Below are 16062 nucleotides of genomic sequence, written 5' to 3' on the forward strand. Positions count from 1 at the left end.
CTTCAAGAATGGCAAACACTGGGATTCTGTTCCCAATTCGTGCACAGTATTGGGGCGCAAGACGTGAAGGCTCTCGTGCTTTCCGGGGGAGCGGGCACCCGTCTCCGGCCGATCACCCACACCTCGGCCAAGCAGTTGGTGCCGGTCGCCAACAAGCCTGTGCTCTTCTACGGTCTGGAAGCGATCGCCGAAGCCGGCATCGACGAGGTCGGGATCGTCGTCGGCGACACCGCGGACGAGATCCGCGAGGCGGTGGGCGACGGCTCCCGTTTCGGGATCGAGGTGACCTACATCCCGCAGGAGACGCCGCTGGGGCTCGCCCACGCGGTGCTCATCGCGCAGGACTTCCTCGGCGACGAGGACTTCGTCATGTACCTCGGTGACAACTTCATCGTCGGTGGCATCACCGGCCTCGTCGAGGAGTTCCGGGCCGAGCGGCCCGACGCGCAGATCCTGCTGACCAGGGTTCCCGACCCCACCTCCTTCGGTGTCGCCGAACTCGGCGGCGACGGGCAGGTGGTGGGCCTGGAGGAGAAACCGGAGGAGCCGAAGAGTGACCTGGCACTGGTCGGCGTCTATCTGTTCACCCCGGCCGTGCATGAGGCCGTCCGCTCCATCGAGCCTTCCTGGCGCGGGGAGTTGGAGATCACCCATGCCATCCAGTGGTTGATCGACAACAAGTGCGACGTCCGTTCCACCACGATCTCCGGTTACTGGAAGGACACCGGCAACGTCACCGACATGCTGGAGGTCAACCGGTCCGTGCTGGAGGCCGTGGAGCCGCTGAACGCGGGCACGGTGGACGAGAAGAGCGAGATCATCGGCCGGGTGCGCATAGAGGCGGGCGCCCGGGTCAGCGGCAGCCGGATCGTCGGACCCGCGATCATAGGTGCCGGTTCGGTGGTCGACGACGCGTACATCGGCCCCTTCACCTCGGTCTCCGAGGACTGCCGGATCGTCGACAGCGAAATCGAGTACTCCATTCTGCTGCGCGGTTCGTCCGTGACCGGCGTGCGCCGGGTGGAGGCCTCGCTCATCGGGCGCGACGTCGAAGTGACGCCCGCACCCCGGAACCCCTCGGCCCACCGGCTCGTGCTCGGTGATCACAGCAAGGTGCAGATCTCCTCATGACGACCAGGATCCTGGTGACAGGCGGCGCCGGCTTCATCGGCTCGCACTACGTCCGTACGCTGCTCGGTCCGCAGGGCCCCGGTGATGTCGCGATCACCGTCCTGGACAAGCTGACGTACGCGGGCAACCCGGCCAACCTCGACGAGGTGCGCGCGCACCCGGGGTTCGCCTTCGTGCAGGGCGACATCTGCGACCCCGGACTCGTGGGCAAGCTGATGGCCGAGCACGACGAGGTCGTGCACTTCGCCGCCGAGTCGCATGTCGACCGCTCCATCGACGGCGGCGCGGAGTTCGTCCGCACGAACGTCGTCGGCACGCACACGCTCGTCGACGCGGCGTACCGGGCCGGCATCAAGACCTTCGTGCACATCTCCACCGACGAGGTCTACGGCTCGATCGACGAGGGCTCCTGGCCCGAGACCCACCCGCTGGCGCCCAACTCGCCCTACTCCTCGGCAAAGGCCTCCAGCGACCTGATCGCGCTGTCCTACCACCGCACCCACGGCCTGGACGTCCGGGTCACCCGGTGCTCCAACAACTACGGGCACCACCACTTCCCCGAGAAGGTCATTCCGCTCTTCGTCACCAACCTTCTCGACGGCAGGAAGGTCCCGCTGTACGGCGACGGCGGCAACGTCCGCGACTGGCTGCACATCGACGACCACGTCCAGGGCATCGACCTGGTCCGCACCAAGGGGCGCGCGGGGGAGGTCTACAACATCGGCGGCGGCACGGAGCTCTCCAACAAGGAGCTCACGGCGCTGCTGCTCGAGGCGTGCGGAGCCGACTGGGAGACCAGCGTGGAGTACGTCGAGGACCGCAAGGGCCACGACCGCCGCTACTCCGTCGACTGCACGAAGATTCGTGAGGAGCTCGGCTACGAGCCCCGCAAGGACTTCCGCACGGGCCTCGCCGAGACGGTGCGGTGGTACCGCGACAACCGCGCCTGGTGGGAGCCGCTGAAGGAACGCGCGGCCCTGAACTGACGCGCCGCCCGTCTCGCCGGGACCGTTCAGGCATTCCGGGTGCGCCCGGGGCACCGGCGATGGGCCGCCCCACCCCCGCACGAGGACGAGAAGAGGCATGAACCCGAAACACGAAGAGGCAAGCGTCCCGGCCGGCTGGCTGGTCACCGGAGCGGGCGGCATGCTCGGTCAGGACGTGCTGGCCAGACTGGCCGCCGAGGGCGAGCGGTCCGTCGCGCTGGACCGCGCGGCCCTGGACCTCACCGATCCCGCGGCCGTGCGGCGGGAGCTGGAGCGTCACCGCCCCGCCGTGGTCGTCAACTGCGCGGCCTGGACGGCCGTGGACGACGCGGAGACCCACGAGGCCGAGGCGCTCCGCGTCAACGGTGACGGCCCGGCCCACCTCGCCGCCGCCTGTGCCCGTACCGGCGCCGTCCTGCTCCACGTCTCCACCGACTACGTCTTCGCCGGCGACGCCACCACCCCGTACGCCGAGGACGCCCCCACCGCTCCGCGCAGCGCCTACGGGCGTACCAAGCTCGCCGGTGAGCAGGCCGTTCTGAAGACCCTCCCGGACCGCGGCTATGTGATCCGCACCGCCTGGCTGTACGGCGCCGGCGGGTCCAACTTCGTCCGCACCATGATCCGCCTGGCGGGCGAGCGCGAGACGCTGGACGTGGTGGACGACCAGCGCGGCCAGCCCACCTGGAGCGCCGACCTGGCCGGTCTGCTGTTCGCCCTGGGGCGCGGAGCCCTGGCCGGCACCGCCCCGGCCGGGGTCTACCACGGCACCAGCTCCGGCGAGACCACCTGGTACGGCTTCACCCGCGAGATCTTCCGCCTGCTCGGGGCCGACCCGGACCGGGTCCGCCCCACGACTAGCGAGGCGTTCACCCGCCCCGCCCCGCGCCCGGCCTACAGCGTCCTCAGCCACGACCGCCTCCGCCCGGCCGGGGTCGAGCCGCTGCGCGACTGGCGCGCGGCGCTCACCCGGGCCTTCCCGGACATCCACCGCGATCGGCCGGCACACTCCGCCGGACCCGCCGCGTCCGCCGGCGCACCGGGCGGCCGGGCGCACCGGGCGAGCCCCGAGGGACCGACAGAAGTAGAGCCGAGGCAAGAACCGAGGACTGTGTGATGCGACCCCTTTCGATTTCCGGCGCCTGGGTGCACGAGCCGAAGGTCTTCCCCGACAGCCGGGGCAACTTCCACGAGTGGTTCAAGGCGCCCCTCTTCACCGAGGCGGCAGGCCACCCGCTCACCCTGGCCCAGGCCAACATGTCGGTCTCCAGCCGGGGCACCCTGCGCGGAATCCACTTCGCGGACGTGCCGCCCGGCCAGGCCAAGTACGTCAAGTGCGTGCGCGGCGCGGTCCTCGACGTGATCGTGGACATCCGGACCGGCTCGCCCACCTTCGGCCAGTGGGAGGCGGTGCGCCTCGACGACCGCGACCACCACGCGGTCCACCTCTCCGAGGGCCTCGGCCACGGGTTCATGGCACTCACCGAGGACGCCACCGTCATCTACCTCTGCTCCGAGGGCTACGCCCCCGAGCGCGAGCACGGCATCCACCCGCTGGACCCGGCCCTCGGCATCGACTGGCCCGCGGACATCACCCCGCTGCTCTCCGACAAGGACGACCAGGCGCCCACCCTGGCCCAGGCCCGGGAGCAGGGCCTGCTGCCCTCCTACGAGGAGTGCGTGGCCTACCGGGAGAGCCTCGGCGGCTGAGCCGTCCCGGCCCGGTTTGACCGGCCGGTGGAGGCACCGTAACCTTGACCGTCGGCGTGGCCTCTGTGCCTGCCACATCCCCGTAAACCTCATCCTCCCGGACACAGGCCGTGACCGGGAGAGGTCGTCCGCTGTGCCGGTTGGCTGGCCTGCGGGGGTGCCGTCCCGAGCGAGAGAGTGAGATCCGCGTGTACGCCATCGTGCGCAGCGGTGGTCGCCAGCACAAGGTTGCTGTCGGCGACATCGTTGAGGTTGACAAGATTTCCACCGCCAAGGTTGGCGACACGGTCGAGCTTTCGACCCTGCTCGTCGTCGACGGTGACGCCGTGACCAGCGACCCGTGGGTGCTGGCCGGCATCAAGGTCCAGGCTGAGGTCGTGGACCACCACAAGGGCCAGAAGATCGACATTCTGCGCTACAAGAACAAGACCGGCTACCGTCGTCGGCAGGGCCACCGCCAGCAGTACACGGCGATCAAGGTCACGTCGATCCCCGCGGCTGCGAAGTAAGGGACTGAGGAGACATGGCACACAAGAAGGGCGCATCGTCCACCCGGAACGGTCGCGACTCCAATGCCCAGCGGCTCGGCGTGAAGCGCTTCGGCGGTCAGGTCGTCAACGCGGGTGAGATCCTGGTCCGCCAGCGCGGCACCCACTTCCACCCGGGCGCCGGTGTCGGCCGTGGCGGCGACGACACGCTGTTCGCGCTGCAGGCCGGTGCGGTGGAGTTCGGCACCAGCCGTGGCCGCAAGGTCGTGAACATCGTTCCGGTCGCCTGATCGGAAGCTTTCGCGAGGCGGACCTCACTTCCCCGGCGGGAAGGCGGGTCCGCCTTTCGCGTGTTACGCAGTCACCACATCCGTAAGTTTCACAGTGCTGGAGGCACCACCATGACCACCTTCGTGGACCGCGTCGAACTCCATGTCGCCGCGGGTAACGGAGGCCACGGCTGTGCCTCCGTGCATCGTGAGAAGTTCAAGCCGCTTGGCGGCCCGGACGGCGGCAACGGCGGTCGCGGCGGGGACGTGATCCTCACCGTCGACCAGTCCGTCACCACGCTGCTCGAGTACCACCACTCGCCGCACCGCAAGGCCACCAACGGCAAGCCCGGCGAGGGCGGCAACCGCAGCGGCAAGGACGGGCAGGACCTCGTCCTCGCCGTGCCCGACGGCACCGTCGTGCTCGACAAGGCCGGCAACGTCCTCGCCGACCTCGTCGGAAACGGGACCTCGTACATCGCCGCGCAGGGCGGCCGGGGCGGCCTCGGCAACGCGGCGCTGGCCTCCGCCCGGCGCAAGGCGCCCGGCTTCGCGCTGCTGGGCGTGCCGGGTGACCTGCAGGACATCGTCCTGGAGCTGAAGACCGTCGCCGATGTGGCGCTGGTCGGGTATCCGAGCGCCGGCAAGTCCTCCCTCATCTCCGTCCTCTCCGCGGCCAAGCCGAAGATCGCGGACTATCCGTTCACCACCCTCGTGCCCAACCTGGGCGTGGTGACGGCCGGTTCGACCGTCTACACCATCGCCGACGTGCCGGGTCTCATCCCCGGCGCCAGCCAGGGCAAGGGGCTCGGCCTGGAGTTCCTGCGCCATGTGGAGCGGTGCAGCGTGCTGGTGCACGTACTGGACACGGCCACCCTGGAGTCCGACCGCGACCCGGTCTCCGACCTCGACGTCATCGAGGAGGAGCTGCGGCAGTACGGCGGCCTCGGCAACCGTCCCCGCATCGTCGTCCTGAACAAAACCGACGTCCCCGACGGCAAGGACCTCGCCGAGATGGTCCGCCCCGACCTCCAGGCACGCGGTTACCGCGTCTTCGAGGTGTCGGCGGTCGCGCACATCGGGCTCAAGGAGCTGTCGTACGCGCTGGCCGACCTGGTCGCCACGGCGCGCGCCGCCCGCCCGAAGGAGGAGGCGACCCGTATCGTCATCCGGCCGAAGGCGGTCGACGACGCGGGCTTCACCGTCGTCCGCGAGGACGACGGCCTCTTCCGCGTGCGGGGCGAGAAGCCCGAACGCTGGGTGCGGCAGACCGACTTCAACAACGACGAGGCCGTCGGTTACCTCGCCGACCGCCTCAACCGCCTCGGTGTCGAGGAGCAGTTGATGAAGGCCGGCGCCCGGTCCGGTGACGGTGTCGCCATCGGACCCGAGGAGAACGCCGTCGTCTTCGACTGGGAGCCGTCGGTCACGGCGGGCGCGGAGATGCTCGGCCGCCGCGGCGAGGACCACCGGTTCGAGGCGCCGCGTCCGGCCGCCCAGCGCCGCCGCGACCGCCAGGCGGAACGCGACGACGCCCAGGACGAGTACGACGACTTCGAGCCGTTCTAGTCTCAGGCCCGGCAGGGACACAGCGCGACGCCCCGTCGCCTGTCCGGGTACGGCCGCCGACGGCCGTGCCGGGACAGGCGGCATGCCTGTGCTACTTCCTCCCGGCCCGGCGGACGGCCTTGCCCAGGACACGCCGGGCCTTGCGGACGCCGGAGTTGTCGTTGACGGCGTCGAGCAGGCGCCGGCCGGCCGGTGCGACGTAGGCGGGCCCCTCCAGCCGGACGATCCTGCCGTCCAGGACCACGGCATATGCGATCGGCTCGCCCGGCTTCTTGGCGCCCTGCGGCGTCAGCAGCCGGACGGCGTGCCGGCCCGGTTCCACCTTCGCCTTCGTCCGCACCGCGGTCAGCCGCAGCACGGGCTGCGCCGCGCCGGTCACCAGCTCGGCGGCCAGCACCGGCGGCTTGGCGCCGTCACCGATCCGGACCCGCACCGGCAGGACGGCGGGTGAGCCGGGCGCACCGTCCGGCGTGGTGCCGGTCGCCGTGAAGGGCAGCGGCAGGTCCATCGGATCCCCGGGGACGCCTTGGCCGGAGCTGCGCCACGGGTTGCCTGCCTGTGCCAGGTCGTCGGTGAGCCGCCGCAGCCGCTCGTCCAGGTCCAGGGCGAGCTGGCCCCTCTTGGTCCAGTACGGAACGGCGAGGCGGGCGGAGTCCTCGGTGGCCCGTACCAGCGCAGGTCCGGCGGCGGTGGTCTCGCCCGGGGTCCCGTCGCCGCTCAGCCGCACCAGCCGGTCGACGCCCAGGAGCTGGACGTAGGCCCAGACGTCGTGCGCGCCGCGCTCCAGGGGACGACCGCCGGCCAGGGCCTGCGGGTCCAGCCGCAGCTTGCCGACGGCCACGACCTGGGAGCGCCCCTCGGCCAGCGGCTCGACGCGCACCTCCAGGTCGCCCTCGGGGTACCACCAGTCCTCGCGGTCGCGGTCCTTGACGACGAGTTCCGCGTAGGCGTGCCGGAAGGGATCCGGGACCTGCCACTCTTCTACTCCGGGCACGCCCTCCAGCAGCCACGGGTCGAGCAGCCGGTCGCCGTCCCGCTCGACCAGTTCCAGCGGCTCGCCGTCGCCGCGCAGCAGATCCAGCCGGACGTCGGCGACGAGCAGGCCCTGCTCCCAGCACAGGCCGGACACCTGGGTGCGGACCTGGACCTCCTTGGTGCGCTGCGCCAGGGCGTGCGCGGCGTCGAAGTCGCCGCGCTCAAGGAGTTCGGCCCGAAGCCGCGACACGGCGGGAAGAGCGTCGCGCACGCCGGGAGGGAACTCCTCGAGCGCCACGCGCCGGGCTTCCTCGAAGCGGGGCCGCTGCTCCTGCGCGTCGACGTTGAGGATCTCGGGCTCGCGGGCGCGGGAGAGGATCTCGACGTGGTAGTTCCGGTGCAGCAGCCGGTCCTGGAGGTCGCCGGGCTCGGTGCCCTCCTTGATCTGCCGGATGACAGTGCGCAGATTGCCGAAGAAGTCCTGGTTTCCGCCGAAGCGGTGGCGGGTGTTGTTGCCGCCGTCGTCCCGCTTCATCCAGTAGTAGCAGGGGTAGTCGGCCAGGATCGAGATCCGCTCGGCGGCCAGGTAGGCGGCACTGATGAAGAGCAGGTCCTCCAGGATCCACGGGCCTTCCGGGAAGCGCAGCCCGTGCTCCTCGACGAAGGCGCGGCGCAGCATCTTGTGCGGCGACATGCTCTTCATCAGTTCGTCGTGCTCGATGGTGCACGTGTCCACGGTGTGCCGGAACAGACGGCGGGGCCGGGCCATGTTGGTCGACATCTTGCCCAGCACCACGTCCGCCCGGTTCCGGCTGGCGTGTTCGTACAGCCGCTCCAGCGCCTCGGGGCCGAGCGTGTCGTCGTGGTCGACGAACTGGATGTACTCGCCGCGGGCGTGCTGCATGCCGACGTTGCGCGGCCGTCCGGGCCAGCCGGAGTTGGGCTGGCTGAAGACCCGCACGTTCGGGTGCTCGTCGGCGAGCTTCTGCACCCGTGCGAGAGTGTCGTCCGTCGAGCCGTCGTCGACGTAGATCACCTCGTACTCGTCCGCCGGAAGGCTCTGTTCGAGCAGTGAGGGCGCGCATTCTTCGATGTAGCGGCCGGTGTTGTAGAGCGGAACGATCACGCTGACCTTGAGCATCGGGCCAACTTACGACGCACGGTCGTTCCCGTCATCCTGAGGGTCGTACGGGTACGGAGTCAACGGCCCGTCAGATGTGTGCCGGTGGGCGCCAGGTGCGACACCGGCGATCGCTGTGGAGTTACTCACAGTAGCCACCTCCGGCAGTTTGTCTGGTACATCCCATTTCAAATCACCGATGGTGCAAGGTGAATGACAGGTTGCGCTCAGATTTGCACCAGTAGGCACTCACCTTGCATCGCGGTAACCGCAAGTGGGACCATTTCGAACGTTCCCTGTCGCCCTGAGGTAGGTCACCTGTGTCCGAGCACATAGCCAAGCCCCGTACCACCGCAGTGATCCTGGCCGGTGGTACCGGTCAGCGGGTGGGTCTGTCGATCCCCAAGCAACTACTGAAGATCGCCGGCAAGGCAGTCATCGAACACACCCTGACCACTTTCGACCAGGCCGACTCCATCGACGACATCATCGTGCTGATGGCACCGGGCTATGTGCCGGACGTCGAGAAGATCGTCGCCAAGGCCGGCTTCAGCAAGGTCTCCCGCGTCATCGAGGGCGGCGCCACGCGGAACGAGACCACCGAGCGTGCCATCGCCGCCCTGCGCGAGGGCCTGGCCGAGGGCGAGGACCTCAACGTCCTGTTCCACGACGCCGTACGCCCCCTGCTCTCGCGGCGCGTCATCGACGACTGCGTGGCCGCGCTGGAGCGCTACGAGGCGGTCGACGTGGCCATCCCGTCCGCGGACACCATCATCGTGACCCGCACCCACGGCCAGGACGGCGAGTTCATCACCGAGATCCCGGACCGCTCCCGGCTGCGCCGCGGCCAGACTCCGCAGGCATTCAGGCTCTCCACCATCCGCCGCGCCTACGAGGTCGCCTCCGGCGACCCCAACTTCCAGGCCACCGACGACTGCTCGGTCGTGCTCAAGTACCTGCCGGACGTGCCGATCCACGTCGTGGCGGGCGACGAGTACAACATGAAGGTGACGCAGCCGGTCGACGTCTTCATCGCCGACAAGCTCTTCCAGCTCGCCTCCACCGCAGCCCCGGAGCAGAACGGTGAGGAGGCCTACCGGGACCTGCTCACCGGCAAGACCGTGGTCATCTTCGGCGGCTCCTACGGCATCGGCAAGGACATCGCGGAACTCGCCGGCTCCTACGGCGCGAACGTCTACGCGCTCGGCCGCTCCACCACCGGCACCCATGTCGAGAACCCGGAGGAGGTCGACGACGCGCTGTCCAAGGCGTACGCCGAGACCGGGCGCATCGACTACGTCGTCAACACCGCGGGCGTGCTGCGCATCGGCAGGCTCGCCGAGACCGACAACGCCACCATCGAGGAGGCGCTGAAGGTCAACTACCTGGCCCCGGTGCAGATCGCGCGCTCCTCCTACAAGTACCTGGCGGAGACGCAGGGCCAGCTGCTGCTGTACACCTCCAGCAGCTACACCCGCGGCCGCGCCGAGTACAGCCTGTACTCCTCGACCAAGGCCGCCATGGTGAATCTCACTCAGGCGCTGTCCGACGAGTGGGCCGGCGACCGCATCCGTGTGAACTGCATCAACCCCGAGCGCACGGCCACGCCGATGCGTACCAAGGCCTTCGGCCAGGAGCCGGCCGGCACGCTGCTGTCCTCCGAGGCAGTGGCCCGCACCTCGCTCGACGTTCTGCTGTCGGAGCTGACCGGACACGTCATCGACGTCCGCCAGCAGGACCCGACGGCGGGCGCGGCCAGGGCCTCCGGATTCGAGCAGGCGCTGGCCGGGGTGCTTGACCGCCAGGACGGCGTGGCATAATCAAGTACTAAACATACTTACGCCCTTCAGGCCTCTGTGGCTGCCCGTTCACCGAGCATTCACAGGGGCCTGAGTCCGTGAGTCTCCACATTGTGACCATATCGTCTCCAAAATTACGCAGTGCGTCGCATGGTCTTTTCCGGCGGGTTCGGCAGTCCGCACCGTTCTTCCGGCATTCCGGCGCTTCAAGACCCGCAGTGACGAGAACCGGCACCTTTTCAGAGCAGGTTTCCTCCGTGACATTCACCACTACACGCCTCGCCCGGGGCGGGCAGTACGGCCGGACCGGCCGCGCGGCCCGCGGGGTGCCGGGCTGTCGTGGCGTCACGGTGTCCGCGCTCGTCCCGAGCGGGTACGCCCGCCCCGGCCTCGGTGACCACGTCCACGGAGACGACGCTCCACATCCGCGCGACCGGCGTTCTCGGCAACCGGTCGGCGCGCGGCTCCTCGCCCCCTCCTCCGCCGAACCGGCGAACTCCGCCGCCCGACCTCGGTGTTCGCCGGTTCGTACGCGCTCCCTGAATAGGAAACCCTGCCCATGATGTTCCGTCGGTTGTGTGGCGCACTCCAAGTGCCTGGGAAGGCCGACCTGCTCCTCGTCATCCTGTTCGGCGCCGGCTTCGCGGCACTGCCCGTGTTCGCTCTGCTGCCGTCACTGTGGGGATTCGCCGCGGCGTGGGCCGTCACGTACATCGTGGACGAGCTGCTGCACTCGCGGACCCCCGGATTCATCCGGCGACTGTCGGGGGTGCACCTCAACCGCACCATGCGCTTCGCCATCAGGTCGACGATGCTGCTCATGCTCGCCATCTGGATGAAGGCTCCGGAGCCGGTGCTGATCGCCGGTCTGGCCGCCTTCTGCGCGCACCTGCTGTCGATCATGTCCTTCACCTGGCTGCACCACGCCATCCGCGCGCGCCGGGCGCTGCCTGTGATCGTCCGCAATCTCGACATGAGCGGGGCGCACATACCGGGGCAGCCGCCCGCCTTCCTCTACCGGCGTTACCTCCGCAAGCTGCTTCACCTCGACCTGCTGGCGCACCTCGGACTGATCGCCGGGCTGGCGGCCGGTACCTGGTACCCGGCGGCCGTCGGGTACGCGCTGACCGCCGCGCTGTCCGCGGTGGCCGTGCTCGCGCTGGCGGTACAGCTGCGCAAGTCCCGCCGGATGCCGGAGCGGGAGGAGGTCATCGAGGAGGTCAACCGCCGGCTCGCCGGGTACCGGCCCGAGGTGGCGCTCTACTTCAGCTTCGCCGCGGTGTCCCAGGACTTCATGTACCAGGTCAACATGTGGATCGAGACGCTGGAGCAGCTCGACCTGCGCCCGCTGATCGTCCTGCGTGAGCGGGCCTCGTTCCGCTTCCTGAGCCGCACCCGCGTCCCGGTGCTCTGCGTGCCCAAGGCCGACGACCTGGCCGAGCTGGACCTGTCCACCGTGCAGGTCGTGCTGTACCCGGGCAACGCCGGCAAGAACGTGCACATGCTGCGCATCGCCGAGGCCAAGCACGTCTTCATCGGCCACGGTGACAGCGACAAGCTCGCCAGCAGCAACCGCGTCAGCAAGGTCTACGACGAGATCTGGGTGGCCGGCCGGGCGGGCCGCGACCGCTACCAGCGTGTGCGCCACGCCATCAGCGACAGCTCCATCGTCGAGGTGGGCCGCCCGCAGCTGGCGCCGATCCGGCTGCACGCCGACCACACCCCGGGCTCGCTGCCCGTCGTCCTGTACGCCCCCACCTGGGAGGGCTGGAGCGACGACGACTGCCACACCTCGCTGATCCCGATGGGCGTGGCACTGATCGAGAAGCTCCTCGCGGAGAACGTCCGGGTCATCTACAAGCCGCACCCGCTGACCGGCAGGCGCTCGGCCGAGGCGGCCGCCGCCGACCAGGCGATCCAGGAGATGCTGCGCGCCGACAACGAGCGGCGCCAGGGTGCCCGGGTACAGAGCACGGGCACCGCGCAGCGCCTGAAGGAGATCAGGGACCGGCTCGACGAGCTGGCCGGCCGGGCGGAAGGCGACGACGCCCAGCAGGTCCGCGAGGCGCGGGTGCCCGAGAGCGACGGCGCGGGCGACGAGTGGCGCGAGCTGCACGCCGAGTGGCACCGGATCTTCTGGGAGAACCAGGGACCGGAGCGGCACAACGTGATCATCGAGTCGCTGCCGACGCTGTACGAGTGCTTCAACCAGGCGGACATGCTCATCAGCGACGTCTCCTCGGTGGTCGCCGACTTCGTGGCCAGCCTCAAGCCGTACGTGCTGACCAACGCCCTCGACCTGCCCGACGAGGAGTTCCGGGCCGCCTACACCACGGCCGGCGGCGCCTACCTGTTGGACAGCGAGTGTGCCCGGCTGCCGGAGATCCTGCGGTCGGTCCGCGAACCGCGCCACGACCCGATGGCGTCGCAGCGCCGCACCCTCAAGGAGTACGTCCTCGGCCCCGACCACCCCACCTCCATGGAGCGGTTCAACACCGCCGTCAACGTCCTGGCCGAGCGGGCCAGGGCGGAGCGGGAGGAGGATCTCGCCGAGAGCAGCAAGGGTGCCGGGATCCCGACGCAGCGGACGGACTCGGAAGAGCTGCCCGGCGGTTCAGCCGGCTCGGCACAGCGGCTGAGCAAAGCCTGACGAACCCCTCGCACCTCCCCGGCAGCGGCATCGCGTCCACGGCGCGGTGCCGCTGCCGTGCGTGAGCGCTTCTGTCCGGTCAGTGGACCGGCGAGCGGCCCGCGATCCCATTCGCGTAGATTGCCAGGCGGGGCAGCCCGACCTATGCGAGAGGACAGACGGCAAGGTGACAGGGGCAAGGCAGGCCGTGCGCGAGGCCCGCAGGATCGTCGTCAAGGTGGGTTCCTCGTCGCTGACCACCGCGTCGGGCGGCCTGGACGCCGACCGCGTGGACGCGCTCGTGGACGTGCTCGGCAAGAGCCTCAAGGACGGCGCCGCCCGAGGGGCCCCGGCCGAGGGCGGCGGGGGACGGGCGGGTGGGGGAGGCAAGGAGATCGTCCTCGTGTCCTCCGGCGCCATCGCCGCCGGCCTCGCCCCGCTGGGTCTGCGCCGCCGCCCCCGCGACCTCGCCCGCCAGCAGGCGGCGGCCAGCGTCGGCCAGGGCCTCCTCGTGGCCCGCTACACCGCCTCCTTCGCCCGCTACGGCATCCGCGTCGGCCAGGTCCTGCTGACCGGCGACGACACCAGCCGCCGTGCCCACCACCGCAACGCCTCCCGCACCCTCGACAAGCTCCTCGCGATGGGGGCCCTCCCGGTGGTGAACGAGAACGACACCGTCGCCACCGACGAGATCCGCTTCGGCGACAACGACCGGCTCGCCGCGCTCGTCGCCCACCTGGTCCGCGCCGACCTGCTGGTGCTGCTGTCCGACGTGGACGGCCTCTACGACGGCGACCCGAGCAGGCCGGGCACGTCCCGGCTGGCGGAGGTGCGGGGCCCGGACGACCTGGCGGGCATCGAGATCGGCAGCGCCGGCAAGGCCGGCGTCGGCACCGGCGGCATGGTGACCAAGGTGGAGGCGGCCCGGATCGCGGCCGCCGCCGGCATCCCCGTGGTGCTGACCAGCGCCGTCCACGCCGCCGACGCCCTGTCCGGCGGCGACACCGGCACCTACTTCCACCCCACCGGAAAGCGCTCCGCCGACCGGCTGCTGTGGCTGCAGCACGCCTCCGCCCCGCAGGGCTCGCTCACCCTCGACGACGGCGCGGTCCGGGCTGTCGTCGAGGGCCGCAAGTCGCTGCTGCCCGCCGGTATCGCAGCCGTGGAGGGCGAGTTCACCGCCGGCGACCCGGTCGAACTGCGCGACGGCACCGGGCGCGCGGTGGCCCGCGGGCTCGTCAACTTCGACGCCAAGGAGATCCCCCGGCTGATCGGCCACTCCACCCGCGAACTCGCCCGCGAGCTGGGACCGGCGTACGAACGCGAGGTCGTACACAGGGACGATCTGGTGCTCCTGCAGCCGTAATGGTCCGAAACGTCCGGCCGCCCGGGTGCCGAAGGTGGGGGACGTTCCGTAAAACCGCCCCGCGGAGCCGTGCGGCCTGCTCCACTTTGAGGCAGGGACGCATTCCGCATGAGCGGGACCAGCGGTGGAGCGATGCCAGCGATGCGAGCGAGCGCTGCGTGAAGGAGGACGTCGTGAGACGAGTGCGCCCCGGGGCGGCGGCGTCCCGCGGTGGCCTGACGAGCGTGGTGACCGGAGACGGCTGTGCCGCGCCGCAGGACCTGCCCCGGCTGTGGCACGTCACGCTCAGCGTCTCCGGCGCCCAGGCCCCGCTGAAGGAGGTACGGCGCGGCCTCGAGCAGCTCGCCCACGACCACCCCTTCCTGCTGACCAGCCGGTACGCGGGCGACCACGCCGAGATCCGCTACTGGGAGGAGGCCCGCGACCTCCACGACGCGGCCGCCGTCGCCCTGCGGCTGTGGGGCGAGCACCGGCAGAGCGCCCAGCTGCCGCCCTGGGAGATCGTCGGACTCGAGGTCGTCGACCGCGAGACCTACCACCAGCGCCTCGCCGAGGGGTACGGGGCGCCGCCGGCGACACCGGTCGGGGTCCATCCCTTTTGACCCGTCTCGCGGTGTGGGACGACCGGTGGCCGCCCCGCACGCCGCACTACCCTTCCTTCATGACCATGCTCTCGCCGTACGACTCGATGTCCCCGGTCACCCAGGCCGCGTACCGCGCCAAGGCCGCCGCCGCCGACCTCGCGCCGCTGCCGCGGGTGGCGAAGGACGACGCCCTGCTGGCCATCGCGGACGCCCTGGAGGTCCGTACCGGCGAGATCCTCGAGGCGAACGCCAAGGACGTCGCCAAGGCCCGCGAGGCCGGTACCAGCGACGCCATCGTCGACCGGCTCACGCTCACCCCCGAGCGGGTGCGCGCCATCGCCGCCGACGTGCGGGACGTGGCGGGGCTGCCCGACCCGGTCGGCGAGGTCGTCCGCGGCAACACGCTGCCGAACGGGCTCGACCTGCGCCAGGTCCGCGTCCCGCTCGGCGTGGTCGGGATCATCTACGAGGCCCGCCCGAACGTCACCGTGGACGCCGCCGCCCTCTGTCTGAAGTCGGGCAACGCGGTGCTGCTGCGCGGCTCGGCCTCCGCCTACGAGTCGAACACCGCCCTGGTCCGGGTCGTCCGCGACGCCGTGGGCGGGTCGGGGCTGCCCGCCGACGCCGTGCAGCTGGTGCCCGGCGAGAGCCGCGAGAGCGTGCGCGAGCTGATGCGCGCGCGCGGCCTGGTCGACGTGCTGATCCCGCGCGGCGGCGCCTCGCTGATCTGGGCCGTGGTGAACGAGTCCACCGTCCCGGTGATCGAGACCGGCACCGGCAACTGCCACGTCTACGTCGACGCGCAGGCCGACGTCGACACCGCCGTCGACATCCTGATCAACTCCAAGGCACAGCGGCCCAGCGTCTGCAACGCCGCCGAGACGCTGCTGGTCCACCAGGACATCGCCGCCGAGTTCCTGCCCCGTGCCCTGGACGCGCTCGCCGAGGCCGGGGTCACCGTCCACGCCGACGAGCGGGTCATGGCCCACGCCAAGGACTCCCGGGCCACGGTCGTCGAGGCCACCGCGGAGGACTGGGAGACCGAGTACCTGTCGTACGACATCGCAGCCGCCGTGGTCGACTCCCTCGACCGGGCCGTCGCGCACATCCGGCTGTGGAGTTCCGGGCACACCGAGGCGATCGTCACCACCTCGCAGCAGGCCGCCCGCCGGTTCACCCAACTGGTCGACTCCACGACCGTCGCCGTCAACGCCTCCACCCGCTTCACCGACGGCGGCCAGTTCGGCTTCGGCGCCGAGATCGGCATCTCCACGCAGAAGCTGCACGCCCGCGGCCCGATGGGCCTGCCCGAGCTGACCAGCACCAAGTACATCCTCACGGGGGACGGGCACACCCGGCGCTGACGCGGGCCGGCCCGTGGCGGGGCGTCTCAGCAGACGGATGAATTTCCATACCGTCTGCCCAAATTGACCCCT

General features: G+C 70.5%; 13 protein-coding genes. 12 read left to right on the forward strand and 1 reads right to left on the reverse strand.

The window, feature by feature from the left end; translation table 11 throughout:
- Positions 1-63: 63 nt before the first annotated feature.
- From CG719_RS02810 to obgE, 7 genes are all read left to right on the forward strand, one after another.
- Positions 64-1131: a glucose-1-phosphate thymidylyltransferase gene (locus CG719_RS02810; protein ID WP_100566861.1), complete on the forward strand. Its 1068-nt coding sequence runs from the start codon at positions 64-66 to the stop codon at positions 1129-1131.
- Complete coding sequence (rfbB, locus tag CG719_RS02815) at positions 1128-2117, forward strand: dTDP-glucose 4,6-dehydratase (protein ID WP_100566862.1); 990 nt, start codon at positions 1128-1130, stop codon at positions 2115-2117. The genes CG719_RS02810 and rfbB overlap by 4 nt, the downstream gene beginning before the upstream one ends.
- A gap of 97 nt (positions 2118-2214) precedes the next feature.
- Entirely contained in the window at positions 2215-3234 is a 1020-nt protein-coding gene (gene rfbD, locus CG719_RS02820; RefSeq protein ID WP_100566863.1) for a dTDP-4-dehydrorhamnose reductase, read from the forward strand.
- Complete coding sequence (gene rfbC / locus CG719_RS02825) at positions 3234-3827, forward strand: dTDP-4-dehydrorhamnose 3,5-epimerase (RefSeq protein WP_100566864.1); 594 nt, start codon at positions 3234-3236, stop codon at positions 3825-3827. The genes rfbD and rfbC overlap by 1 nt, the downstream gene beginning before the upstream one ends.
- Positions 3828-4015: 188 nt before the next feature.
- A complete protein-coding gene (rplU, locus tag CG719_RS02830; protein WP_030749991.1) occupies positions 4016-4336 on the forward strand; it encodes a 50S ribosomal protein L21 in 321 nt (106 codons plus the stop codon).
- A 14-nt stretch (positions 4337-4350) separates the two neighbouring features.
- The gene (gene rpmA, locus CG719_RS02835; protein ID WP_030051735.1) at positions 4351-4605 is read left to right on the forward strand and encodes a 50S ribosomal protein L27; all 255 of its coding nucleotides are present in this window, start codon (positions 4351-4353) and stop codon (positions 4603-4605) included.
- 111 nt (positions 4606-4716) lie between these two features.
- On the forward strand, positions 4717-6153 hold the full coding sequence (gene obgE, locus CG719_RS02840) for a GTPase ObgE (RefSeq protein ID WP_100566865.1): 1437 nt from the start codon (positions 4717-4719) through the stop codon (positions 6151-6153).
- 91 nt (positions 6154-6244) lie between these two features.
- On the opposite strand, the gene CG719_RS02845 is transcribed toward obgE, so the two are convergent.
- Entirely contained in the window at positions 6245-8269 is a 2025-nt protein-coding gene (locus tag CG719_RS02845; protein ID WP_100566866.1) for a glycosyltransferase family 2 protein, read from the reverse strand.
- Positions 8270-8568: 299 nt separating this feature from the next.
- Between CG719_RS02845 and CG719_RS02850 the strand changes: the two genes are divergently transcribed.
- From CG719_RS02850 to CG719_RS02870, 5 genes are all read left to right on the forward strand, one after another.
- The gene (locus tag CG719_RS02850; RefSeq protein WP_100566867.1) at positions 8569-10068 is read left to right on the forward strand and encodes a bifunctional cytidylyltransferase/SDR family oxidoreductase; all 1500 of its coding nucleotides are present in this window, start codon (positions 8569-8571) and stop codon (positions 10066-10068) included.
- A 571-nt stretch (positions 10069-10639) separates the two neighbouring features.
- Entirely contained in the window at positions 10640-12697 is a 2058-nt protein-coding gene (locus CG719_RS02855) for a hypothetical protein (RefSeq protein WP_234375387.1), read from the forward strand.
- 166 nt (positions 12698-12863) lie between these two features.
- Positions 12864-14042 (forward strand): glutamate 5-kinase, encoded by a 1179-nt coding sequence (gene proB, locus CG719_RS02860; protein WP_100566868.1) that lies wholly within the window; start codon positions 12864-12866, stop codon positions 14040-14042.
- A gap of 173 nt (positions 14043-14215) precedes the next feature.
- A complete protein-coding gene (locus CG719_RS02865; RefSeq protein WP_100567168.1) occupies positions 14216-14644 on the forward strand; it encodes a hypothetical protein in 429 nt (142 codons plus the stop codon).
- Between the two features lie 59 nt (positions 14645-14703).
- Positions 14704-15990, forward strand: a complete 1287-nt coding sequence (locus CG719_RS02870) for a glutamate-5-semialdehyde dehydrogenase (protein ID WP_100567169.1) — start codon at positions 14704-14706, stop codon at positions 15988-15990.
- Positions 15991-16062: the final 72 nt, after the last annotated feature.

Origin of the sequence: Streptomyces sp. CB01373 (assembly GCF_002803075.1) — a bacterium.
In the GTDB taxonomy this organism is placed as follows: domain Bacteria; phylum Actinomycetota; class Actinomycetes; order Streptomycetales; family Streptomycetaceae; genus Streptomyces.